This is a genomic window from Acinetobacter sp. SW-226, assembly GCF_055632855.1.
In genome coordinates, this window is record NZ_CM145752.1 from 3,224,657 (window position 1) to 3,249,972 (window position 25,316).

At 41.5% G+C, this 25,316-nt stretch carries 23 protein-coding genes and 1 pseudogene; 11 read left to right on the forward strand and 13 right to left on the reverse strand.

Going from position 1 to position 25,316, the window contains the following annotated elements; translation table 11 throughout:
• Positions 1-13: 13 nt before the first annotated feature.
• From ACZ8ZH_RS15295 to ACZ8ZH_RS15335, 9 genes are all read right to left on the reverse strand, one after another.
• Positions 14-2,002, reverse strand: a complete 1,989-nt coding sequence (locus ACZ8ZH_RS15295) for an ATP-dependent helicase (RefSeq protein WP_119064611.1) — start codon at positions 2,000-2,002, stop codon at positions 14-16.
• Positions 2,003-2,156: 154 nt separating this feature from the next.
• Positions 2,157-3,308: a glycerate kinase gene (locus ACZ8ZH_RS15300; protein WP_086209974.1), complete on the reverse strand. Its 1,152-nt coding sequence runs from the start codon at positions 3,306-3,308 to the stop codon at positions 2,157-2,159.
• A gap of 109 nt (positions 3,309-3,417) precedes the next feature.
• Positions 3,418-3,990, reverse strand: coding sequence for an HdeD family acid-resistance protein (locus ACZ8ZH_RS15305; protein WP_086209975.1), 573 nt, complete (start codon positions 3,988-3,990; stop codon positions 3,418-3,420).
• Positions 3,991-4,108: 118 nt separating this feature from the next.
• On the reverse strand, positions 4,109-4,867 hold the full coding sequence (locus ACZ8ZH_RS15310; RefSeq protein ID WP_086209976.1) for a hypothetical protein: 759 nt from the start codon (positions 4,865-4,867) through the stop codon (positions 4,109-4,111).
• A 47-nt stretch (positions 4,868-4,914) separates the two neighbouring features.
• On the reverse strand, positions 4,915-5,361 hold the full coding sequence (locus ACZ8ZH_RS15315; RefSeq protein WP_086209977.1) for an NUDIX hydrolase: 447 nt from the start codon (positions 5,359-5,361) through the stop codon (positions 4,915-4,917).
• Positions 5,362-5,456: 95 nt separating this feature from the next.
• Positions 5,457-8,099, reverse strand: coding sequence for a type I DNA topoisomerase (gene topA / locus ACZ8ZH_RS15320; protein ID WP_086209978.1), 2,643 nt, complete (start codon positions 8,097-8,099; stop codon positions 5,457-5,459).
• 36 nt (positions 8,100-8,135) lie between these two features.
• Positions 8,136-8,585, reverse strand: a complete 450-nt coding sequence (locus ACZ8ZH_RS15325) for an ammonium transporter (protein ID WP_086209979.1) — start codon at positions 8,583-8,585, stop codon at positions 8,136-8,138.
• A gap of 70 nt (positions 8,586-8,655) precedes the next feature.
• Entirely contained in the window at positions 8,656-9,645 is a 990-nt protein-coding gene (locus ACZ8ZH_RS15330; RefSeq protein WP_086209980.1) for a hypothetical protein, read from the reverse strand.
• 64 nt (positions 9,646-9,709) lie between these two features.
• Positions 9,710-9,967: a hypothetical protein gene (locus ACZ8ZH_RS15335; protein ID WP_470247776.1), complete on the reverse strand. Its 258-nt coding sequence runs from the start codon at positions 9,965-9,967 to the stop codon at positions 9,710-9,712.
• Positions 9,968-10,152: 185 nt separating this feature from the next.
• On the opposite strand from ACZ8ZH_RS15335, the gene ACZ8ZH_RS15340 reads away from it, so the two are divergent.
• Complete coding sequence (locus ACZ8ZH_RS15340; RefSeq protein WP_086197162.1) at positions 10,153-11,181, forward strand: IS701 family transposase; 1,029 nt, start codon at positions 10,153-10,155, stop codon at positions 11,179-11,181.
• Here the strand turns inward: ACZ8ZH_RS15340 and ACZ8ZH_RS15345 are convergent.
• Complete coding sequence (locus tag ACZ8ZH_RS15345; protein WP_470247777.1) at positions 11,158-11,631, reverse strand: hypothetical protein; 474 nt, start codon at positions 11,629-11,631, stop codon at positions 11,158-11,160. The two genes, ACZ8ZH_RS15340 and ACZ8ZH_RS15345, sit on opposite strands and share 24 nt — an antisense overlap.
• A 12-nt stretch (positions 11,632-11,643) precedes the next feature.
• Entirely contained in the window at positions 11,644-11,889 is a 246-nt protein-coding gene (locus ACZ8ZH_RS15350) for a SlyX family protein (protein ID WP_004692513.1), read from the reverse strand.
• A gap of 35 nt (positions 11,890-11,924) precedes the next feature.
• On the opposite strand from ACZ8ZH_RS15350, the pseudogene ACZ8ZH_RS15355 reads away from it, so the two are divergent.
• The 4 genes and pseudogenes from ACZ8ZH_RS15355 to ACZ8ZH_RS15370 all read left to right on the forward strand — a co-directional run bounded on the left by ACZ8ZH_RS15355 (position 11,925) and on the right by ACZ8ZH_RS15370 (position 16,208).
• A pseudogene (locus tag ACZ8ZH_RS15355) lies at positions 11,925-13,827 on the forward strand (ATP-binding cassette domain-containing protein).
• Between the two features lie 164 nt (positions 13,828-13,991).
• Positions 13,992-14,504 carry an aromatic acid exporter family protein gene (locus tag ACZ8ZH_RS15360; protein WP_086209983.1) on the forward strand — a complete coding sequence of 171 codons (513 nt, stop codon included), beginning with the start codon at positions 13,992-13,994 and terminating at the stop codon, positions 14,502-14,504.
• Positions 14,505-14,712: 208 nt separating this feature from the next.
• Complete coding sequence (locus ACZ8ZH_RS15365; RefSeq protein WP_228147004.1) at positions 14,713-14,940, forward strand: hypothetical protein; 228 nt, start codon at positions 14,713-14,715, stop codon at positions 14,938-14,940.
• A gap of 320 nt (positions 14,941-15,260) precedes the next feature.
• Positions 15,261-16,208, forward strand: a complete 948-nt coding sequence (locus tag ACZ8ZH_RS15370) for an LpxL/LpxP family acyltransferase (protein WP_119064613.1) — start codon at positions 15,261-15,263, stop codon at positions 16,206-16,208.
• Positions 16,209-16,486: 278 nt separating this feature from the next.
• Here ACZ8ZH_RS15370 and ACZ8ZH_RS15375 read toward each other — a convergent pair whose 3' ends face one another.
• Positions 16,487-17,596 carry an endonuclease/exonuclease/phosphatase family protein gene (locus tag ACZ8ZH_RS15375; protein WP_119064615.1) on the reverse strand — a complete coding sequence of 370 codons (1,110 nt, stop codon included), beginning with the start codon at positions 17,594-17,596 and terminating at the stop codon, positions 16,487-16,489.
• Between the two features lie 185 nt (positions 17,597-17,781).
• On the opposite strand from ACZ8ZH_RS15375, the gene asd reads away from it, so the two are divergent.
• From asd to truA, 5 genes are all read left to right on the forward strand, one after another.
• On the forward strand, positions 17,782-18,900 hold the full coding sequence (gene asd / locus ACZ8ZH_RS15380) for an aspartate-semialdehyde dehydrogenase (RefSeq protein ID WP_086209987.1): 1,119 nt from the start codon (positions 17,782-17,784) through the stop codon (positions 18,898-18,900).
• A 140-nt stretch (positions 18,901-19,040) separates the two neighbouring features.
• Positions 19,041-20,465, forward strand: coding sequence for a type IV pilus assembly protein FimV (locus tag ACZ8ZH_RS15385; RefSeq protein ID WP_119064616.1), 1,425 nt, complete (start codon positions 19,041-19,043; stop codon positions 20,463-20,465).
• A gap of 65 nt (positions 20,466-20,530) precedes the next feature.
• Complete coding sequence (locus tag ACZ8ZH_RS15390) at positions 20,531-21,832, forward strand: hypothetical protein (RefSeq protein ID WP_119064618.1); 1,302 nt, start codon at positions 20,531-20,533, stop codon at positions 21,830-21,832.
• 49 nt (positions 21,833-21,881) lie between these two features.
• Entirely contained in the window at positions 21,882-22,850 is a 969-nt protein-coding gene (locus ACZ8ZH_RS15395; RefSeq protein WP_119064620.1) for an asparaginase domain-containing protein, read from the forward strand.
• Positions 22,851-22,862: 12 nt separating this feature from the next.
• On the forward strand, positions 22,863-23,660 hold the full coding sequence (gene truA, locus ACZ8ZH_RS15400) for a tRNA pseudouridine(38-40) synthase TruA (protein WP_005400860.1): 798 nt from the start codon (positions 22,863-22,865) through the stop codon (positions 23,658-23,660).
• A gap of 86 nt (positions 23,661-23,746) precedes the next feature.
• On the opposite strand, the gene ACZ8ZH_RS15405 is transcribed toward truA, so the two are convergent.
• Positions 23,747-24,754 carry an AraC family transcriptional regulator gene (locus tag ACZ8ZH_RS15405; RefSeq protein ID WP_086209992.1) on the reverse strand — a complete coding sequence of 336 codons (1,008 nt, stop codon included), beginning with the start codon at positions 24,752-24,754 and terminating at the stop codon, positions 23,747-23,749.
• A gap of 230 nt (positions 24,755-24,984) precedes the next feature.
• On the opposite strand from ACZ8ZH_RS15405, the gene infA reads away from it, so the two are divergent.
• Positions 24,985-25,206 carry a translation initiation factor IF-1 gene (gene infA, locus ACZ8ZH_RS15410; protein ID WP_004692529.1) on the forward strand — a complete coding sequence of 74 codons (222 nt, stop codon included), beginning with the start codon at positions 24,985-24,987 and terminating at the stop codon, positions 25,204-25,206.
• The last annotated feature ends 110 nt before the right edge of the window (positions 25,207-25,316 follow it).

Genomic DNA, 25,316 nt, shown 5'->3' on the forward strand with positions numbered 1-25,316 from the left:
TAATCAGTTTAGTTTAATCGAGATTAATCCCAAAATCTAAATTAATCGACTGTCGTTCAATCAGTGCACTTTTAACGGTTTGCTGACGGGGCTTATGATGGGTTTCCATCGTACATAAATTCCGAGTCAAATCGTTCAAAAAATAACTTTCGACTTTCCGTCCTTGCTCATCAATCATATCTCGCGCCCACAGACTTAAATTTTGCTTGGTCAAAATCAGCTCATTCTGGGCACGGGTCAGTGCCACATACAAGACCCGACGCTCTTCTTCAACATCATTAAAATCACCTTGGGCACGAGCATGCGGATATTGCCCTGGCGTGACATTAACGACATAACATACTTTTTGCTCTGTACCTTTGGCCGAGTGAATGGTAATTAATGTGACGACATCCGTATCCGACTGTCGTTCGATTTCAGAAATAGACACTGGATCAAGTACATATTCCTCAAGAAATTCACTCAACTGGGTATGTTTAGATGCCAATTGCTTCACTAACTCAAAGTCACCTTGGCGACGGTTCCAGTCTTTTTTATAATTTTCTGCCAATTGCGCTTCAATCGCCTGAATACCCAAACTGACGCAAGCCTGCACTTCCTGTTTTAGTACCGTCATTTGCTTCATGATCAACACGCTTTCAGCTGGAATTCGCCCAAATTTCTCTAATTTATCAAAGATCAAATCAAACTCAGGCTCCAGTAAAAGTTGCTGAGCGAGACGACTTGCCCCCACATCCCCCACCCCATTCCACAGGGTGAGAAAACGCATCCACGCAATATCATCTAGAGGATTAGCAATCACACGCAACAAGCTCAGTAGATCTTTCACATGCGCGGTTTCAAGCAGTTTCATGCCCCCAATAAAACGATAGGGAACATTGGCCGCAAGACACGCTGCCTCAATATGCCGTGCTGCAAAGCTGGAACGCACCAAGACCATGTGATCCGACCAGCGCTGTCCTTGTAAATAATGGCGCTCTTTAATGTCAATTGCAATCCATTTTGCTTCATCAAACTCATTTGGGAAAATATGCATGCGGGGCTTTACGCCCTCACCCCGATGAGCATCTAAGCGTTTATTATATTGAATTTCGGATTGATCGAGCAGCCAATTAGAAAGGTCTAAAATTTCTTGGGTAGAGCGATAGTTTTGCTCCAATTTAAACACCTGAGCATTCGGCACCCGCTCTTTAAAATGGTGAATATTTTCAAAATCTGCCCCACGGAAACCATAGATTGACTGCGCATCATCCCCCACACAAAACAGGCTCACTTTGTCTTTAAGCGGTTCAAGCAAGGCCCACTGCAAAGGATTGGTGTCCTGCATTTCATCGACCAACATGTGTTTGCAGAGCGATGCTACATAGTCGGCTAAACCTTCGGACTGGGCGAGCGCTGAAGCCACGATCGCAAGAATATCGTCATAATCTAAAAAGCTACGGGCACGCTTGCGTGTCTCGTACTCTTTCATGATTTCCGCAATTTGATCTTTAAAAGCCAAATGCTCAGGATGCTGTTTTTCTAAGGCATCGCTCAATTTTTGACGTGTATTTCGGGCAAAAGAATACAGATCACACAGTTCTTGCGGTTTAGGCAACTGATTGGGATTTTTCTTATCATCTTTCCCACGAATCAGGCGGAACATCATCAGCTGATCATCACGATCAATAATTGAAAACTGCTCCAAACCAAAGGCTTTTGGTACGCGGCGTAGCAGATACATACAAAAAGTATGAAAAGTAGATGCGCGCAGCCCTTTTGCCTGCTCACCTAAAGCTAACTCCACTCGCGCCACAATCTCGCTGGCTGAACGACGGGTAAAGGTTAGAATTTGAATTTGGTTAGCAGGGATCCCTTGATCAACCAGGTATGCAGCACGTGCCACAATGGTTTTCGTCTTGCCACAGCCAGCCCCTGCGAGCACCAGACTGTGTTGCGACTCAGTCGTGGCAGCTTGTTTTTGTTGCGGGTTTAATTCATCAATTAGGCTGGCTAAACTCATAATCACTCATCAATTCGTGGATGCTACTAGTTTAACAAATCTATGATGTCAATATGAGCCTACAACAACGATTATCCATTTCTGTCTGGAATACATCTTCAAATTTAGGCCAAGGCCTTATGCTCGAATCAATTACCGACTCAAATATTTTAAATCAAGCTTGCTCAACATGATTTAAAAGCAAAAGTCGAGTGATGTCCTCACAGCTGTTTTGCAAATGCTGTTCTGCATTTTTCAATGCTGTGGCTAAATCACAGTCGGATTCATTGATCGAAACAATTTGACTAAACCCTTCATCAAATAATGACTCAATATCCTCTCCAACACGTCCAGCAAAGGCAATCACTGGTTTATTCAACTGTTTGGCTAACTGAGCCACCGCCCACGGCGTTTTGCCAAACTTGGTTTGGAAGTCGATACTGCCCTCACCAGTGAAGACATAATCAGCTTGCTTTATTTTCTCAGCCAGTTGGGTTTGCTCAATCACCCACGTCGCACCTGACTGAAGCTTAGCACCTGTGAATGCCATTAAGCCAAAGCCTAGTCCACCTGCGGCCCCTGCCCCTGCAACATTACGTATCTGCATATTCAGCTGTGTTTCCACCACATCTGCAAAGTGACTCAAGTTTTGATCTAACTGCTCAACCATCTCTGCACTCGCCCCTTTTTGCGGGCCAAACACATACGACGCACCCTGTGCTCCACACAGCGGATTAGTGACATCGGAGGCAATCAAAACTTGAACCTTTTGCAAGCGAGGGTCTAAAGCCTGCATATCCATCCGTTCAATCTCTTGTAAATGACCACCACCAACGGCCAGTTCAGCCCCTTGTACATCTAAAAACCTGATTCCAAGCGCTTGAGCCATGCCACTGCCTGCATCATTGGTGACACTGCCTCCGAGTGCCAAAATAATTTTTGACACACCTGCGTCCAAGGCATGCCGAATCATTTGCCCCGTTCCCAAAGTTGTGGTTAGGAGTGGATTCCGCTGCGCAGATTCAAGCAGATGAATCCCATTGGCTTTGGCCATTTCAATAACAGCCGTTTGCCCACCATCAAATAAACCCCAATACGTTTTAATTCGTTGTGATGGCAATGGCCCTGTTACCTCACATTCGACTTTTTGACCCGCTAATGATGTGAGTAAGGCATCAACCGTACCTTCACCACCATCTGCCATGGGTACATGTATACATACAGCATCAGGAATTATTTTTTGAATCCCACGTTGCATAGCTGTACAGGCCTGCTCCGCAGTCATGCTTTCTTTAAATGAATCGGGCGCAAGTACAAAAGTTTTCATCGTGTGAAATATTCCATAAATTATATTTGCCAGCTCTCAAACTTAAATAAAAAGAGTGTTGAAATATAAAAAGAGTGCTAAAGCACTCTTTTTTGTTCAGATTGATCATTTAGGCATCTGCTGAACTTTTCGGGACTTCTCTTTTGATATAAGAAGCTAAAGAAAGATAGTTAATCCCTTGGAATAAAATATCGAATGCTAAAAATAATCCCAACACCCAAAATGGAGCATCTGGGGTAGTTAAAATCATAATCCCAGCGATTAGGGTTAAAATACCTGAAAAAAGTGTCCACCCCCAACCTTGGAATGTACGAAATAGTATCGCATTAAAAATACGAATCACGCCTGCAATGACCAGGAATACGGCCAAAATACTGGTCAATACAACGGCTGTTTTGACTGGTGTTGTGAAAGCATAATAACCCGCAACCCAGTACAGCACACCAAACAGCGCCCATAACCAGCGAAAACCGCCCTCAAAAATCTTAAAAGCCGCAATCAAATGCAAAACACCGCCTAACATCATCAATACACCAAAGATAAAGACTGCAGATAAAGTCGCGAGAGGTAGCGATGCAAAAAGGATTAAACCAAACAAGACCAATAAAATCCCTAAGCCCAGATACCACTTACGGTTTTCATGCAGTTGATGGCGAACTAAATCATTACCTACTGTTTTCATATTCTTCTCAAGTCTGATTTCGTTCATTTAGTTTTAACATGTTTTTCAACAGACTTGTAGGCATGAATTTATCCACATAAGCACACTGGATTGTGGATAAATTCGACATTATCCACAGTTACTTTTTCCAGCCAATTTCTATCGCGGTGATCTCATTCACCAAGGTATCATCAATCGTTTCTGGCATTTTACTTTGTGTTTGCGAAGTTGGTATGTGTCCAGCCATAAGCTCAGCTTTGGCTTGTGGGAACAAGGGCTGCTGATTTGGATATGCATAACCTACGGGATACATCGGTTGCCCAGTAGCTAAGTCATATTTATCACTGGCACCAAAGGCATGTAAAAGCTCATGTGCAAGCACCACTTTGTTTTGCTCTGTTTGCTTGGTCGATGCAAATAAATTCACTGAACCAATACGCCCTTTTTGCAAAGCTGTTGAGTGTTTCAGTTCTTTGGTCAGTGCAGGGTCATAATAGTTCAAATACAAAGTAACAGCTGGTGCGCCATCTGAACCTTGATGATTTTTCCACGCATAATAACGGAACTTTAAACTCCACATTACAGTATCCAACAAGCTCGCCTGCTCGGGTACTTTAGGTGGTAACTGCTTGAGCTCGCGTCCAAGTTGGAAATAAATTGAAATCGGCTGGCCACGATATTGTGCTGACATCTGCTCTAAATAGCCTTGTACCCCTTGTAAGTTTCCAAGGTTCAGTTGCTGAATATATTGCTGAGTTGTAGCCTGTCCATCTGCATTAACTGGATGGAGTAATACAATAATGGGCTTGCTCCAATCTTGATTCTGATCCCGATAAGCATTCACAGCAACCACCAATAGAATCAGCAGTAAGATTAAAATACGAAGTTTTTTCCACATCTTTGATCCCCAATTTTTAATAATTTTTTATCACAATGATCAGCACATTACGTAATTTCTAAATGTATTACAGGTTGTTGTAATACAAAGTTTTCCCAAATAAAGTCGTATAATTTTCTTTGATTTGAAAATACAGCCAAAGTTCTAGCTTCAGATAAGCTGCACCATCGATATTCAGTATGCTCATGATTCAATAGAACAGGTTGGTTTTCAGCACAAAAACCAACAAATGCGGGAATCATTTCAATCACATTCAAGCTTGGCTCATAAAACTGCTCGATGTAATCTGCACTAAATAAACGTTGAGGCTGAATGGCGGTTTCTTCTTTGATTTCGCGAAGTATCGCTTGGCTGGCGGTCTCATTTTCTTCAACCTTTCCCGCGACATGACACCAATAATCACCTTTAACACGCTTCATCAATAACAGTTTAATTTCACCCTCAATTTTTGACAATAAAACAGCGGATACAACAATAGAGCGAATAGGAATCATACATTAACCAGAATTTTTTTATTTATCGCTATGCATCATATAAAAAATGCCCACCAAAGTGAGCATTTTATTGAATATTTCTAAGCAATTAAAACTTAGGCTTCAACCCATTTTCCATCATTGAACACCAATGACCACTTGGTTTGCTTACCTTCAGGCGTTTCAGAGCCAATATATTGCGCTTGATTCTTACGACTAAACTTCACAAGTGTTGGATTGCCTTCTGGATCAACATCAGGTGCTTGCAAAATAAACTGATACTTTGGATCAAGCTGATCAGCCACCGTACGCAATTCAGCAACCTTCGGAGCACGTGTTTCACGTACTTTCGGGAACTTACTTGCAGCTAAGAACAGACCCGCCGCACCATCACGCAGGACAAAAAAGTCATCATGCTTGGTTGAACGTAGATGTTCCATTTTAATCGGGTCGACACGCGGAGGTGCAGGTTGACCACTTTTCAGTACTTTACGCGTGTTGTCACAGCTGTTACAAGCAAAGTAAGGGCCAAAACGCCCTGTCTTTAACTGCATTTCGCCATCACACTTATCACATGGAATGGTTGGGCCATCATAGCCTTTGATTTTGAACTCACCTTCTTCAAGCTCAAAACCAGCACAATCAGGGTTATTACCACAGATATGTAATTTACGACCACCATCAATCACATAGCTGTCCATTGCGGTTTCACAAATCGGACAACGCTTTTTCGACATCAAGTCTGCTGTTTCTGCTGCATCATCGTCCGAGAGTGCTGCAAGTGATTCAACTGGTGTTAAGTTCAACGTGCCTTTACAACGCTCTTTCGGTGGCAAGTTATAACCTGAACACCCTAAGAACACACCTGTAGTTCCTGTACGAATCTGCATAGGACGGTCACATTCTTTACAGTGAACGGCTTCGACTTCAACAGGTTGGTTACGGCGCATACCGCCCTCACCTTGAGCATTGGTCAGTCGGTTTTTGAAATCACCATAAAAACTGTCAAGCAACTCTTTCCAATTACGCTCACCATCTGCCACTTTATCCAACTGACCTTCTAGATCCGCGGTAAAGTCATAATTCATGAGGTTATTGAAACTTTCATCCAAACGATCTGTAACAATCTCACCCATTTTTTCTGCATATAGACGGCGGTTTTCTAGTTTGACATAACCACGATCTTGAATGGTTGAGATAATCGCCGCATACGTTGATGGACGGCCAATCCCTTTCTTCTCAAGCTCTTTCACCAGTGACGCTTCGGTAAAGCGTGCAGGTGGCTTGGTAAAGTGTTGCGATGGATCGAGTTTTTCAAGTTTGAGGATTTCACCCACTTTGACCGCTGGCAATAACACATCGTCATCTGACTTGTTTTGACCGCGGACTTTGGTGAAACCATCAAATACCAGTGTGCGACCTTTAGCTTTGAGCTCAACACCGTTTGCATCGACTAAAATAGTTGATGACAGGTATTCTGCTGGGGTCATTTGACACGCGACGAATTGACGCCAGATCAGGTCATACAACCGCTGAGCATCACGCTCCACACCCACTAAACTGTCACCTTTTAAAGCCACATTTGATGGACGAATCGCTTCATGGGCTTCTTGTGCACCCGCTTTGTTACCATAGCGGTTCGGCTTAGCAGGCAGATACTTTGCCCCAAACTCTGTCTCAATATGATGACGCACCATATTCACCGCATCGTCGCTCAAAAAGGTCGAGTCGGTACGCATGTAGGTAATAAAACCCGCCTCATACAAACGCTGCGCCAACATCATGGTTTTCTTCACTGAGAAACCCAGACGTGTACTCGCGGCTTGTTGTAAAGTCGAGGTGATATACGGCGCACTCGGATTCACCTTGGTCGGTTTATCCTCACGTGCTGACACTTTGTAATCTGCGTCTTGAATGAGCTTCAGTAAAGCATCGGTATCGGCTTTATTGCGTAATTTTAGGGTTTTACCCGCTTGCTTGACCGCCTCTAAACGAATGTCATCCGTCTGTGATTTGGTATCTGCAAAAACTTGCCAATATTCTTCTGGGACGAACGCACGAATTTCACGTTCACGTTCAACCACCAGTTTCACGGCAACAGACTGAACACGACCAGCAGACAAACCGCGGGCAATTTTTTCCCAAAGTAAAGGGGAAATCATAAAGCCAACAACGCGGTCTAAGAAACGACGGGCCTGTTGCGCATTGACTTTATCAATATCAAGACGTGCTGGATGTTTAAAAGCTTCTTGAATGGCGTTTTTGGTAATTTCATTAAAAACGACACGTTGATAACGAGAGTCCGCACCACCAATGACCTCTTTAAGATGCCATGCAATGGCCTCTCCCTCACGGTCCAAGTCCGTTGCGAGATAAACCTCGTCAACCTGCGAAGCAAGCTTTTTCAGTTCAGCAACCACATGCTCTTTGCCTGGAAGCACTTCATAATGAGCTTTCCAGTCATGTTCAGGGTCAACCCCCATACGATTGACCAAGGCATTCTGTGCTTTTTCAGCTTTCTGAGCATCGGTCAGTTTGGTTCGTGTCGCTGGCTTTTTTTCTGCAGTCTTACTTGAGCCACCCGTCGGTAAATCACGAACGTGACCAACGGAAGACTTCACAATGTAATTCGAGCCTAAATATTTATTGATTGTTTTCGCTTTTGCAGGCGACTCCACAATTACTAAAGCACGTTTTTTCCCAGCCTCAGGAGAATCTGCTGTAGTACTTTTGGATGTGGAGCGAGGAGCTTTCGCCATATTAACCGTTAATCCTGTTTCAATGGGTCTGTAAAATTAAAGTTCAGCCAAAGACTGTAAATATGCTTTCATGGCATCTAACTGGGTTGCTCTTAAGTCAGAATGTTCATCCCAATAGATTCCCACGCAGTTTGCTTGCATATCAATAGCATAAATACCCTTTAATTCAATGGGTAAATGTTTAAACTTGTCATCACCTGTAATGAGCTCAAGCTGCTGATCAACAACACGAGCACGCATTAAAGGTAGGCGTGCATCTGGAATCAGGACACTGTAGTACGCCACCATACTGGCACGGTTCTCCGATGCCATCGGTATTTTCGTCCATTCAGGTGCCGCAACTAAACGTGGGTGCAAGCCCATCTTGCGGGCTTTTTCTCGCATCTCCCCCAAAGCTTTTTCTCTTGGACTCACACGAAGTCCAAAAATCGAGCCGAGAACGAACAAGATAATAAATCCAGCAACCCAAATTCCAATATTTTCCATAGCACAACCTTTTTATTCCTTTATTAGAGTTGCATAAGCACAATATAAAACGCAAGTTTGAACGATAAAATTAATTTAAGAACATTTCATGACTATATAAAACTTCATGTCCATTCCAATAAATATAGCCTTTATCAAGCAACTCTTTCAGTAACATACGTACATCTGACTTCGGAAACATTTGCTCAAGCAAATCACGGAGTGCATAAATATCTTTAGGTTTATTGGTTTTGAGCTCACGCAATTTGCGTGCGACCTCAAGCTGTACGGGGTCAATTTGAGCAAAATTTTTAAACAACGCTTGTTGTGCTGACAAAGTTTCCACAACAGGTTCAACAGTATCGCTCTCATCATCTTTTTTTAATTGCTGCAATACCTGTTGTAACGTTTTCGGTTCAGTAGCCGAGTCTTGTTTTTCGATATTCAATGCCAACCATTGTTTCAATACTTTTTTACGGAAACTGATTTGCTCATCATAACGCTTCACAATTTTTAGGTTGATCAGCATACCGACCACTCGTTGGGTCTTTTCAGGTACGAGTTGCAAAATATTACTGATTGAGTTTTTTAAACCATCCAGTGTGGTTGGTTTACCTGACATTTTGCCCAAAGCATCACAATATTTTTTGACCATTTTCAAGTAGGGCTGGTTTTGAATAGTCTCTAAACTTGGAATCAGTCCTTTTACCGTTTGCAAGTCTGTCTGAATTTGGATCAAATGACAACTGATCTGAGAAGAATGCATCAATGCCAACAATAGCTCGGCTGTACTGACAGCAGAAATAAGTTCAACATGCGTCTCAGGTTCAAGTAAAGCCATTAACTGCCCCACAACAACCGCATATTCATATTCTTTTTGTTCGGCTTTTGGCGTTTCTAATACCACCACTTGACCGCTACTGATCCAACTTGCCAATTCAGTTAAATCGGACAATGCATATTCAAATTGACCTTGGCAATTAAACAAATACACAGTTGGATAGTGCTCCATTATTTCGCGCAAAAGCTTTGCCGTAGGAACATTATTTTCAAGATCAAGAAGTACAACTTTTGAAGTCATAGGGCCATTTTTATGGGATACACCAGAAAGCACGTATTAGAGTCGGAACTGCATCAAAGGTCAATTATTTTGGCTCAATTTTTATAACAATGTTATTGCTGTAAATTACAGCCTTATTAAAATTGTCTGTTTCTTTAGAGATAACTAGATAACCTTCTCTTGTTTTAAAAAGTAAAATACTTGGAACAGGCTTGATCTTTTCATCTCCCATTTTTAGATAAACCCAATGTCTAGCATCTGCTTTTTTGAGATTTTCAATATATTTTTCAGCAGTTGTGCCAAATAAAACAATCCACTTTAACCAAACAATTAGCAAACCCAAAGCGACCACTATCCAAAAACTACCCTTTTCATAATGTTTATACCCTTCTTCTATTTGGTATGTATTTTTAATCTGATTTTGCTCCGTTTTCGAGTGTCGATCCAAATATTTGAAAAGTTTAGTAACTATTAGGACTTACGCATTGACGGATTCAAAAAAGTATTAAAATACTTTATAAAGTATCTGTGATCAGACGAATTAAACATGCTTCTACAGCAACTTGTACATTACCCATTTATATGGGCTTTCTCATGACAGAACCGAACTCTATTAGCTGCACACAACTTGCCGAGACTTATAATATCTCGCATGATAGTGTAAATCGCTTTCTAGAGCGTGAAGACTACACACCTCACGACCTATATCAAGAATCAATTCAACATATTGATAATAATAAACTTATAGTCAGTATTGATGATACTGTTTTAGATAAACCATATAGTCAACATATGGACTTGGTTAGCTATTTTTGGTCAGGCAAACACCACCGATCCGTCAAGGGTATTAATCTCATTACCTTGTATGCGACAGATCGAAATGGTCAAAATATTCCAATTAATTTCCGAATTTATGACAAATCTGAAAGTAAAACCAAGAATGATTACTTTATGGATATGTTAAGTGAAGTACTCAGTTGGGGTGCAAAGATTCAATTTATTACAGGTGATAGTTGGTATTCATCGACTGGAAATCTAAAAACCATAAGAAAATATGGTATTCGATTTATGTTTGGTATCGACTGTAACCGTAAGGTTTCCCCAGAAAAAGGACAATGGTTTCAACTGCGCTTATTGCCAGATTTCCATCAGGGTCAAGTGATCTGGCTCAAAGATTTTGGCTTTGTACAATTATTTAAGACTCAGTTAAAAGAACAGCAGAGGTTTTATATTGTGCATCAAGATGAAGATGATTTATTGTCCTTTGAAGGTTTTCATGAATTACATTCAAGTCATTGGAAAATAGAGCAATATCACCGGGTGATTAAACAGGTTTGTCATATTGAAAAGTTTCAAGTAAGACGATCTAAACTGATTTTGAATCATATTTTTTCAGCCTTGATGGCCTACGTTGAGATACAAAAGAATCAGTTTGAGCGGATCTTTGAAAATATATATCGTTGGCAGAAGAAATTATTTAGACCAATTATCAAAAACTTCATTGATGACTTTATTCTCGATAAAAATCATCTGCTACCACAGAGAATCTATAAGTAATAGTGCGTAAGTCCTAACTATATCTAAAAACCAAATACATGATTTATAAAGCCAATCATTTAACATCCAATTTACAACAACTAAAATTGCTACAATTGGCATTAATAATGATTGCAAAAGCAACAATACCAAACCTTTAAAAAACTTTAGTAAAATTAAATATAAAAAATGAAAAATGCCCAAAATAAAATTAAATGCTTTTGGAAAAAACTCAAAAAAAATAAAGAGTATTATAAAAACACTTACACTATACCCTATGAGACCAGAGTGATTTACAATTAAAAATTGTACTAATAAGCTATAAAAATCAATATCTAAAATAGATATATTGTATTTTAGGCCTTTAGTGAAAGAATCAAAAAATATTAGGCCACTCAACGTTATAGAAACGATAAGAAATGTTGCAAAACAAGTAATGTGACCAATTGCTTCACTAAACTTTTTCAGCATATCTCATCCTTTCTAGTAATGTGGCGGACGATCGGCCATCGGGTCAAATGTCGCAATTCCATCAGACAAATCTGAAGATTCAACACGTTGATACAAAATTTGCATTTGTTTTTTTAAATCAGCAATTTCCAGCCCTTGAATCACCAATTGTTCATTGAGTTGTTCAACTAAATCATCTAAAAATGCAATTCGGACTTGCAAATCTTCAATGGGTGCGGACAATGGCGCTTGATTATCAATATTTTGTTGTTTAGACACTTCAAGTCCTCATTTGAGATTTTTCAGGAAACATTATGGCCTATATTACTTTAAGGGATGTCCAACTTGCGTTTGGTGGACCTGCCTTGCTCGACGGCGCGAACTTTTCATTGGAACGCGGTGAACGAGTGTGTTTAATTGGTCGTAATGGTGAGGGTAAGTCTACTTTACTTAAACTGATCGAGGGAAGTTTATTAGCCGACTCTGGCGAAGTTTCTCTACAAAACGGCATCACCATTTCCATGTTGGCGCAAGACGTACCGATGGATTCGGGCAAAGTGGCGGATATCGTGGCAGACGGCGCAGGTGAAGCCGCGGATGTACTCAGAGCATATCATGAAGCCAGTGATGCTTGTGTGCTCGGAGACATGGAAGCGTGTGATCGCATGGGTAACCTACAACACAAACTAGATCAGTTGGATGGCTGGGCTTTAGAAACCAAAGTCAATTCTATTTTAAGTAAAATGGGCCTAGACCCAGATGCTGATTTGGCCGATTTATCGGGTGGTCGTAAGCGTCGTGTGCTGCTTGCTCGTGCACTCCTTACCCAACCCGATGTGCTATTACTAGACGAACCAACCAACCATTTGGACGTTGAAAGTATTGAATGGCTCGAAAAGTTTTTACTCGATCAAAATAATTTAACTTTACTGTTCATCTCGCATGACCGTTCATTTGTGGACAGCATTGCCACTCGAATTGTTGAACTCGACCGCGGCACTCTGCGCAGCTATGAAGGTAACTACTCACGTTACCTCGAACTGAAAGCACAGCAAATGGAAGCAGAAGAAAAGCAGAATGCACTGTTTGATAAACGCTTAGCTGAAGAAGAAGTTTGGATTCGCCAAGGCATTAAAGCCCGTCGATGCGCGTAACGAAGGCCGTGTTCGTGCCTTAAAAGCACTGCGTGAAGAGTCGAAAGCCCGTCGCTTCCAGCAAGGCAAAGTCAGCATGGCGACCCAAGAAGCCAATCGCTCAGGCAAAGTCGTCTTTGAAATTGAGAATTTAAGCGTTCGCTTTGGCAATGATGCACCTATCATCAACGACTTCTCAGCATTGGTGTTACGTGGTGATCGGATTGGTCTGGTAGGTGACAATGGTGTCGGTAAAACCACCCTCATTAAAGCCATTTTAGGTGAGCAACAACACACGGGTACTGTGAAAACCGGTACGCAATTGGAAGTGGCTTACTTCGACCAATTACGTAATGCTCTCGACCTTGAAAAATCAGTCAAAGATAACGTATCAGAAGGCTCTGACCATGTCGATGTGAATGGAAACCGTCGTCATATCTACAGCTATTTACAAGATTTCTTGTTCTCTCCAGAGCGTGCACGTACACCGGTGAAGGCCCTTTCAGGTGGTGAGCGTAACCGTATTCTTTTAGCAAAATTACTACTTAAACCCTCTAACTTAATTGTGATGGACGAACCAACCAATGACTTGGATATGGTGACACTTGAGCTGTTAGAGGAAATGTTGTCCGACTACAAAGGCACCTTACTGCTTATTTCACATGACCGCGCATTTATGGACAATGTCGTGACATCAACGTGGGTGTTTGATGGTAAAGGCAATATTGACGAATACATTGGCGGTTACCAAGACTATTTACAGCAACGCCCAGACCAAACTGTAGTAGATCAGAAAAGTGCGGTGAAAAAGGCTGTGGCAAAAGCCGAAGCTGAGGCAGAGCCTGCAGCACCAAAGAAAGTAAAACTTAGCTATAAAGATCAACGCGCACTCGAACAACTGCCTGCTGAAATGGAAGCATTGGAAAAAGAACAAGTGGAAATTAATGCTGTATTGGCAGATGGTTCGCTCTTTATCTCCGATGCAGACAAAGCACTTAAACTGTCTAATCGTTTGAGCGAAATTGATGACTTATTGCTTGAAAAACTTGAACGTTGGGAAGAGCTAGACAACCTAACGAAGTAATTTATTTTTTTCTTCAAAAACGCTGCTGAACGCAGCGTTTTTTTATCGAAAAATATATCTACAAATAAAGATCAGATACGAAAATTTAAGTTAGACCCAAGAATTCGCCTTATAATTCAGCACAGTTCTTCAACTTTATTTATCTATCTGGTTTTTGCATGATAATGAACCGAAACCACCTGAGCAATGCACTCTATCTTTTTAAAATACTTGGATGTGCAGTCGTCATTGTCATTTTAGCGCTCTGTTTTGATAGTAATAAAGATACCAATTTCTTTCTATGGGCATCATTGACAGCCTTTTTAACCATTCAAATGGACTCAGGTAAAAAGATTAATTTTAACCAATTGATAGGGAATTTTATTGGCTCTGCTGTCGGCATCCTGATCTGGCTCGCCATGGATCACTCTGCATTTATTCATAATTTTAGTATTAATTTAGAATATCTTTTTTTAATTACAGGTATTTTTATGACCAGTTTAGTTTGCGTCCTTTTTAGAGAAGGAGCCTATACAGGCATTGCATTATCGAGTTTCTTAATTGTGACGATTTATGATGTCGGGCATCGCACCATAGACGGTGCGCTACTCCGGATTGTTTATTGTTTCATTGGTTGTAGCATTGCATATCTAATTGAGAAATTTTCTGTTTTTCTATTTAAAACCAGCTACAAATAAAGCTGAATGTTCAAAACACCCAAACAACATTAAAATTAATGATTTCTTAAAAAAACGAGATACTTACCATAATACTGAAAGCTTACAATTATTCATTTCAATCGCACTATTTTTCTCTACATTGGCTCCATGATCTTTCCATACAAATCCTTGAATATATACCTATCGAATCTAATCAGATATCGAAACACTCAAAGAGAGAATGATCATGAAAAAAGTAGCATCAATTGTATTAGCAGCATTTACTACCGCAATTTTTGCAGGTTCTGCAATGGCCGCAACTTCTGCACCAAATGAAACTCACAAAGCCACAGAACAAAAAGTAGCCACCCATCAAATCCACAAGAAACAGCAAACAGATCATGCAAAAAAACAGCACGTGGCTAAAACGACAACCAAAAAAGTAGAGGGCCAAACTTCCGCTGCTAAATCATAATCTTCATGAATTCTTTATTCCCTCATTAGTCATTAAAGGCTACTCACGATGTAGCCTTTAATATTGATTCCTTTCCCGCCCCATTTCTTCGTTGTTTTAATTTCTATTTTGAAATCTTATAAATTTCTTTTATAATCAAAATTTTAGTTAATAAAAATAAATTCTATCAGTACACCTGTCTTTTCAAAACCCACCTATCAAAGTCTCTAAACAATGATTATCCGCAATTTTGAATGGCGGTGGCATCGAGCACAGCTTGTCCCTTCATACATGCTTCATGCTAAACTCAGAACATTCTTTTTCAGCACTTATCGCAATTTATGAGTTCTCAGCCAGACTATCAACCCGGTGAATTTCAATGGTCTTTCCTGCAACCTAAATATTGGGGTATATGGATTGGTATTGTATTCCTTATGATACTGGCAATTCTGCCTTGGGCAATTCAACACCGACTGGCCACCCTCTTAGGCAACCTCAGTTTTAAGTTTCTCAAATCGCGCCAAGACACCACCATTCGTAATCTCGAAGTCTGCTTTCCTGAATGGTCTACCCAAGAAGTGCGTGAAAATGCACGTTTAGTTTTTGTCGACCAAATGCTGGGCGTATTTGAAACGCTGAATGCATGGTATAGCCCAAAATGGTTTACTGGTCGTGTCAGTATTGAAGGTTTAGAGCACATTGAAAAAGCACAAGCAGAAGGTAAAGGTGCGCTGCTTTTAGGGACCCATTCGACTTTGCTTGATGCAGGCGGTTACCTTTGTGCACAGTATTTTGAGCCAGATGTGGTCTATCGCCCACAAAATAATCTACTGTTGGATATGCTGATTTACCGCTGCCGTTCCACCATTTACGCAAACCAAATCGACCATGATGACATGCGCGGTTTGGTTCGCAACTTAAAAAATGGGCATGCCATTTGGTACAGTCCAGACCAAGACTTTGGTTTAAAACAAGGCGTGATGGCACCCTTCTTTGGTGTTCCTGCAGCAACGGTTACGGCACATCGTCGCTTATTGAAAATGACCAAGGCTGCGGCTATTCCATTGTATTTTTATCGTGATGGGGACATTCGAAACCCACACTATAAAGTGCTGATTGAACCTGCGGTCGAAAACCTACCTAGCGAAGACGAGCTGGATGACGCAACGCGAGTGAATCAAATTATTGAAAATCAACTCCGCATTGCTCCGACTCAATATATGTGGTTTCACCGCCGCTTTAAAACGCGTCCAAAAGGTTATGAGAAGATTTATTCTAAGAAACGCTAAATATAAAAAGTCATCACCCGAGTTCTGCGTCCTGCAAAACTCGGGTACATGAGGTTGTGCTTTCAATGTTATTCTTGTTTTATTCGGTGGCGTTCCATACCTACATCATATCCATGATGATTTCCATCAGCGTCAACTTCCATACTGGGATGATCCATTCCCGCTCCATGTGCTGATGAGCTTAGAATAAAGCCATACCGAGTGACTCACCATTCGTCAGGTTCCCAAATCCCTGTAAGCCATATCTTACACTGATGAAATCCAAGCACCTGATGTGTTTATTGGTAATCTTTGGCAATTTCATCTGTAACCTGCTTACCTTCTCGTTCTGCTTTCTCAATTCCCTCTTCGATCGCCTCCTGCGCCTCTTGCTCATCGGCTTCGGTCTGTTCCAGCTCTTCTTGTACTTGCTCAAACACCCAACCTGTTTGCAGTACTACATATACGGGGAAATGATCTGAACCAATATGGGGTAAACGCTGCATCTGTACTAAAGCAAAATCCGTACTGTGGAAAACATGATCCAGTGACCAACGCAGTAAAGGATAGTCAGCATGAAACGTATTGACAAAGTGACGTCCAACTCGGGGGTCTAGCAGCCCACTAATCCGTTGAAAAAGGCGTGTGGTACGAGACCATGCCACGTCATTCAAATCCCCCATTACAATGCAACTCTCATCCAAATCTTTAATCTGATCACCAACAATCAACAATTCAGCATCACGTAAAGTGGAGTCTTTGGCTTCGGTCGGACTCGGTGGTTTCGGATGTAAGCAATATAGCTGTACTGGCTGACCTGACCTTAGAATGGCTGTGGCATGAATTGAAGGAATTTCATCGCTCAAAATAAACTTAACGTCAATATTTTCAAGCACTAAACGACTATATAAGTGCATGCCATACAAGTTATCCAAAGGCACTGCAACCCGATAAGGATAGTCATTTTCCAGTTCACCCAAAGCTTGTTCCCAATGTCCATCTGACTCTAAAGTCAAAATCAAGTCAGGTTGATGCTGATGAATCTGTTGCAGTAATAAATGGTATTGGGTATTGGGCGTCAGTACATTCGATACGATTAAAGAAATCTGGCGTTCTGGCTGTAACTCTGTTTTGGCAACCGTTTTAACCTGCTTTTTCCATACAAAGGTATAAGGCAACACCATTTTGAGTTGGTACGCCACTGCCGCAATTAATCCCAGCAAAATGACTTCACGTACCCAATTCCAAGGTGCATCCCAAAGCAACATCAAAATAAATGCAATCAGTCCCAATACCAAAATCTGGAGCCGTGGAAAATCTGCACCACGAAACCACCATTCATCACGTGGAATCAGTGACCAGAAGCTTAACCAAATCACAATACATGCCAGCAACTCAACCCAGATCATAAGCAACAACTCTTATATTCTTAATTTTTTGTAGATTCATAAATTAATATCAATTTTGCATGTAACATAAACAAGATATATTGCACAATATAATTGCTGTTTTCATTGTGTAGTGCTTGCAGTTAAGCGCTCTTTTGATACACTCGAATCCCCTTTTAATTTTTAACGCACCGAGGCAAAGTGACATGAAAGTAGGTCTGGTCGGTTGGCGCGGGATGGTTGGTTCCGTCCTTATGCAACGTATGGTTGAAGAGAATGATTTTGCTCATTTTGAGCCATTTTACTTCTCTACCAGTAATGCTGGCGGTGAAGCGCCTGCGTTTGGCGGTAAAACTGCCCCAGCACTTATGGATGCATCAGACATTAACAGTCTGAAGCAAATGGATGTCATTATTACCTGCCAAGGTGGCGACTATACCTCAGAAGTTTTCCCGAAGCTTAAAGCGGAAAACTGGACAGGCTATTGGATTGATGCGGCATCTACACTGCGTATGGAAGATGAAGCCATCATCGTACTTGACCCTGTCAACATGAACGTAATTAAAGATGGTTTAGTGAACGGCACCAAAACATTCGTGGGCGGTAACTGTACTGTTTCACTGATGTTGATGGGCTTAGGTGGTTTATTCCAAAACAATTTAGTGGAATGGGCAACCTCGATGACTTATCAAGCAGCGTCAGGTGCTGGTGCGCAAAACATGCGTGAACTGATCTCTGGTATGGGCTATTTGTACAACAACACCAAAGATTTGTTAGATGACCCACGCTCTCCAATTCTAGACATCGACTCTAAAATTGCGGAATTACAACGTGGCGAAGGTTTCCCTTCTGCTAACTTTGGCGTGCCATTAGCAGGCTCACTCATTCCTTATATCGACAAACAATTAGACAGCGGTCAGTCGAAAGAAGAATGGAAAGGTCAAGTTGAAACCAACAAGATCTTGGGCAACCAGCAAATCGTTCCGATTGACGGTCATTGTGTACGTATTGGCGCGATGCGTTGTCACTCTCAAGCTTTAACCTTAAAGCTGAAGAAAGACGTGCCACTCGATGAAATCGAAGATATGTTACGTCGCGCGAACCAATGGGCAAAAGTGGTTCCAAATACCCGTGAAGCATCTATGACTGACTTAACACCTGTAGCGGTAACAGGCACATTAACAGTTCCTGTTGGCCGTCTACGTAAATTGAATATGGGCAAAGAGTACTTAGGTGCTTTCACTGTCGGCGATCAATTGCTTTGGGGAGCTGCAGAGCCCTTACGTCGTATGCTCCGCATCCTGATTGACTACAAAAATACTTAAGCATTTACCGCTAAAGTATTAAGCCGATCACACTTGATCGGCTTTTTTTTGTAACCCCGATGTTAACGTTTTACAAATAACACACAACTCGCTAATCTATAATTTTCGCTTTGCGATCTGTGACCGAGCTAAAGATTAAGATGACCGTAAATAACAAATTAAAGATAGCCATTTTAGCCATTATTGCTTCGCAAAATGTGAATGCGATCACTGTCGATCCTATTCAAATTCAGTCTGCACCTGGGGAACTGTTATATGCAGAATTGAACTTTCACGATGCCGATCCAAATACTCCCATTCAAGCCAGTCTAGCCAGCGCAGAAGATTTAATGTCTCTGGGTGTCATGCATCAGCCGCCCAGTAATCTGAACTTTTTTACCCGTCGTACCAGTGCCAGTACAGGTGTGATTACAATTACCTCATCTCGCCCATTGACTGATGCAGAACTCAACATTGTGGTCAAAATCAAAGAAGGTAATGCGGCACGACTGCAACATATTAAAACAGTCAATAAACGCTCGGCATCACTTCAAGCACGCGCAAATAATAATGAAAAAGCGTTAAAACCTATGGTGATCGTCAATGAAAAAGATATTGCGTTGAACTTACCAGTTAGCACACAGTTTAATAATTTAAAAACAGCAACAGCAGCAACGACAAGCAATACACCGTTGAAGCTCAATGGTCATACACCACCGAGCATGAGTACCACGACCACTACAACACCAACACCAACACCAACACCAACACCAACACCAACACAGGTCATCTCAACAGCTACGACACAAATCGCGACAATTGCACAAGCGCCAACCCAACACATTGAAACCACTACACAAAACAAGAAATCGTCAGATCCCTTGGTGCAAAAGTATGCCAACTCCCTTAAAAAAGCGGAAGCACCGATAGCAACACAAGCTAGCCCTCAACCTGTACCCAATTCAACTCAGGCATCAAGATCTGTACCCTCTACAGCTCAAACATCGAAAACGGTCACACCCAAAGCGGCTGTGACATCAAGCACGCCTGCCCACATTGTTCAATCCAATGAATCCTTATGGGGAATTGCATCACGTATTGCCACAGAACAAAACCGTCCTGTTGGTGAAGTCATGCAACAAATTAAATCCAAGAATGAACATGCATTTATTCAGGGGGATGTAAACCGTTTACGTCGTGGTGCAAATCTTAATTTAACGGGTCTACAAACAGCAAAAACAGAGCAAAAAGTCTCCGTTTCTTCACTGCCAAAACATAGCTCACAGCAATCAGGCAAAGCCAAGTATCGCCTCAATCAAGCGGAAATGAGTTTGGTTGCAGAGAAAGAGCAAGATTCAAACAATGGTTCTGCCAAGAAGTCGACAGAAAAAAATCAAACATCGAACGAGTTGTCATTAAAAGTTATGACATCCCGTGAAAAAACCGTTAAATTACAGAGAAACGTAACGCAATTAGAACTGGCACTTAATCAGAAAGATCAGAGAATTCAATTACTAAACGCTCGTCTTGCACAATTGCAACAACAATTGAAAGCACAACAAACTGATAAAAAGCCAACACACTAAAGTGTTATTTTGATTATTTGATTTTGGATGAACTTGCACAACGACAAGTTCGAAAGGGGTAAAACATGCTGATTTATGTGATTCCATTTATCTTACTATTGGTTGTTGCCATAGTCTTAAAAAAGCGTGAGGCGAGTAAAGAAGCAGAGCCAAAAACTCAAAAAGCAGTGGCTGCAAAAAATAAAGCCAAAAAAACTAGCCCGTCTAAAAAAACACCTCAACAAACTCAAGTCGTTGAAGATGTGGTCACTAAAAAAGCCACAACACCTCTTGCAACCGATCTCCGCAATAAAATTGAAGGGCAAATTCGTGATCGCAATTTCTTTTCAGCTGAAGCGCAGATTAACCAAGCATTAAATAAAGACAATTCACAACACGAATTATATTTACTGCTATTGGATATTCACTTACTACAAAAAGATGAATTTGCAATTAGCCAATTGCTGAATCATTTACGTTCTTTAGAGCTCGATGATATTTTAGCGCAAGCAGAATCCAAAAAATCGGATTACGACCAATTACATCAAAATAGCCGTGACACGATCGAGTTTAAACCAACTGAAATTGCACCACCTGCACCAAAACCTGTAGAAACACCAAATACTGCTGATTTCGATGCGCTAATGTCATCAGACAGCACAACAGTACCTCCGGTACAAAGTATTACTGTTGAACCAGTTCAAGACATTAAACCACTAGATTTTGATACCTCAGCATTCACAACCACAACAACTCAACCCGAACCAGAAACACGTATTGAAGTACCTACTTTAGAATTTGATACTTCCAGCCTAAGCACCATAGCAACTGAACCATCTCAACCAATTGGGGAAATTAAGCCCCTTGATTTTGGTTCGTTGTCATTGGACCCCACCCCTGCTCAAACGGAACTTCCTACAGAAGATATCAAACCTTTAGATTTTTCGTTCAATCTCGATGCGCCTTCTACAACAACTGAAGCTGAAACTTCGTTGATTGTGACACCAGATGAGCGTCCTGAATTTACATTTGATTTTTCAAACCAACCCACAACTGAAGCGACAACAGATATTTCTCCTGTTTCTTTCGACACTGTTAGCCCAAATGCAGCAATAGTAGACGAAACACCTGCAGTTATTACGCCAAGCCTCAGTTTTAGTCTTGAGTCTACGATACCTACCCATAAGACTGAAAGTGATCCTCTGGTACAATCTTTCCCTCAACTAAGCGAAGTTAACGAAATCCTCTTAAACTTTGAGTTAGCTGAGCAATATATTCAATTGGGTGCTTTTGAAGCTGCACGTGAAATTCTGGCTGAACAAGAAGCAAACTACAGCGTTGAACAACGAGATCAAGCTGAACAATTGCTAGGTCGCATAGCATCCTAAGTCATTTCGTTTTAAACTAAAGCAGTCATCACCGACTGCTTTTTTTATAATGAAAAAAATTGCGCTTATTTATATGGGTGGAACCTTTGGCTGTATTGGTGAACCTTTACAACCCATGCCTGCCGAAGACTTTATTCCCAAACTTACCCATGTCTTGCCGATTCATCTCGACATAGAATGTTTTGTTGCACCTGTCATTAAGGACAGTAGTGCATGCACAGCCGCTGATTGGTTATTGTTGATTCAACAGATCCAGCACTTACAGTTGCAGCAGTTCCAACATTTTGTCGTGATTCACGGCACAGACACCTTGAGCTATGCCAGTGCCGTGGCAGCACACTTTATCGCTGACTCAGCTCGTGTGATTTTCACAGGTAGTCAGTACCCATTACTCAATGTACAAGGAACTGACACCCGTGAATTTAGTGATGCCATCAACAATTTGAATTTTGCCTTAGATGCCGTAGTGAAATACCCTATCGGTGTTTATTTAGCATTTCATCAACATTTGTTTCATGCCCAAACCGCTATAAAACGACACACCACTGAACTAGATGCCTTTAGTGGTCTGCCTGCTGAACAATCTATTTCGTACAATTTAAAAGCACATATTGTACAAACACGTGATGTAGAACAATCACAACAGTTCAACTGTCTTAATCTAATGATGCAACCTGTTGGCTTAGAACAGCAAATGCAGAACTTAAGAAACCTCTTAGCGGCCCCACCCCACTTTCTCATTCTACAAGGTTTTGGGACGGGTAATTTAGCCGTGAATGCCGAGTTGACTGCGCTTTTCGATGACCTTTACGCACAAGGCTGTGTTGTTATCTTAAGCACCCAAGTTCCTTTCGGCCGCACTGATCAGCGCTATGCCGTTGCCGCGTGGACAACCCAAGCCAAAATAATTGTCAGTGATTGCCTCGGGCATGCAGATCTGTATGCCAAAGCCCTCAAAATGTATTTACAATACCCCACCGCTGAAGAACGTTTCAGCCATTGGCATGATTTGGGTTAATTTGAGGTACATATGCAACGTTTTGCAATCGGCATTGAATTTTGTGGGACACATTATCGTGGCTGGCAAACTCAGCAAACTGGCGTGATCAGCGTACAAGAGACGATTGAAAAGGTACTTTCGAAAATTGCCAATGAACCAATTAGCCTACATGGTGCAGGCCGTACCGATGCTGGCGTTCATGCAACCAATATGGTGGCGCATTTTGATAGCTCCGCGCTTCGCTCCGAACGTGGTTGGCTAATGGGCAGCAATAGCCAACTCCCCAAAGATATCTCGATCCAATGGATCAAAGCGATGGATCAAGACTTTCATGCGCGCTTTAAAGCACAAGCACGTCGTTATCGTTATGTGGTCTATAACCATCCGCAGCGACCTGCCCTGATGCATAAACAAGTCACGCATGCTTATTATGCACTAGATGTGGCGAAGATGATGCAAGCTGCGCAAAAGTTTGAAGGCACGCATAACTTTGAAAGCTTTCGTGCTGCAGCATGCCAGTCTAATCAACCTGTACGCCATGTGAGCCATTGTCGCTTAATTCAACATGGTCCATATCTAGTGCTCGACATTCAGGCTGATGGCTTCTTACACCATATGGTCCGCAATATCATGGGCTGCTTACTAGAAATCGGGCAAGGTATGTATGAAGTCGAACATATTGAGGCTATTTTCGCAGCAGAAGACCGTAAAGCTGCTGGCATTACTGCGCCTCCTGATGGACTATATTTTATTCATGCCGACTATCCAGCACAGTTTGAATTACCTAAACAGCCCCTTGGACCGCATTGGCTGAATATGCCAGAATAATTTATTTTTCAATCTCTCCCTAGTCGCTCCTTTTTCAAAGGACATGAGACTCCTCCCTTGATAAAAGGGAGCTTAGGAAGAATTGTTTAACGCTGCTTCCGCTTGCGATATTCCACTGGGGTTTCATTGGTCCAGCGTTTAAACGCACGATAAAAGGTACTTGGCTCTGAAAAACCAGTCAAATATACAATACGTTCTACACTTTCAGCCGTATTGGCCAAGAGCTTTTTCGCCAAACGACAACGGTAATCGGACAAAATCTGTTGAAAGCTAGTATTGGCTTCAGAAAGCTGAGTCCGTAAACGCCTTGGGGTAATACTGAGCTGAGAAGCCACCGTTTCCAATGTGGTCTCCCCGCTCTCAAGAGTTGAACCAATGGCTCGACGCACTTCACCAACCAAGTCATAACGTGCTAATTCTTGAAGTTTTTCAATCGCTAACTGCTCATGCAGTTGCAACAGTTCGGGCTCTGCCTGCCACAAGGGATAAGCCAAAATACTTGGATCAAAATATAAACGCGTTTCTTTTTGCCCCAAACTTACTGGGCATTCATACACCCGAAAATACTCATCATCGGATGCGCCTTTCGTGAAATTAAAATCAATATAGATCGGCTCAAAACGCCCTTCCGTAATGAATTTAAAGAAACGCAAGATACCTGACATTGCACATTCAGAAAAATGTCGATTGACTAAATTTTCAGCCCAAGGCTGTTCACCGTTAGTCAAATAACACCGGTCATCCTCAATCACCAATTTGGCATGAAACGCATCACTAATCAGACGTTGATAAGCCAATGCACGCTTTAAACCTTCACCAAAATTTTCAGATGAAATAAATAAATGTTCAATTACTTGACCACGGTATAAAGGTAGATTTTCTCCCAAATGTAGACCGATATCAGGATCGCGGCTCACCTCTTCAGCCGCCACCCAAAAAGCATATTGAGCGTTCAAAGGCGTACGGTCATTGGTTTCAACTTGGTTTAAAGCCACACCCGCCTTTGTTAAAATTTCTTCTGTTGGCAACCCTGAACGACGAATCGCTTGGTAGCCTAATCGCAATACAACCGATGCATCCGTTAGCTGACCCACGCTAGAACCTTCCTTGTATGTTCTTCATTTATACATAAAACATTAAAATTAGATTAACTTCGATTGACCAAACTGACAACAACTTATGCAGTTTTTTTGTTGAAAATCTTTATTACTCTTGTTCGCTTATTTTACTGACAGATGATCATGCAACCGCCCATTCCGCCTTGTTTTATGCAAAAAAATTGACTATAATTTGCGCCTTTCCAATTTATTCATTCAGGTAGGCTATGGCCAATAAAGAGGAACTCATCGAGTTCGAAGGCGTTGTCACCGAGACGCTTCCTAATACTATGTTTCGTGTACGTTTAGAAAACGGTCATGAAGTGATTGCTCACATCTCTGGTAAAATGCGTAAACACTATATTCGTATTTTGACTGGCGACAGTGTTAAAGTAGAAATGACACCTTATGATTTGTCTAAGGGTCGTATCACTTATCGTGCGCGCTAAGTTTTAGCGAAGCAAAAAAGCCACTTTTCAAGTGGCTTTTTTAATGTCTGCGCTTAGACTAAACGTTATACATCGACTATATTTAAACCAATAATCAAACTATAATTAAA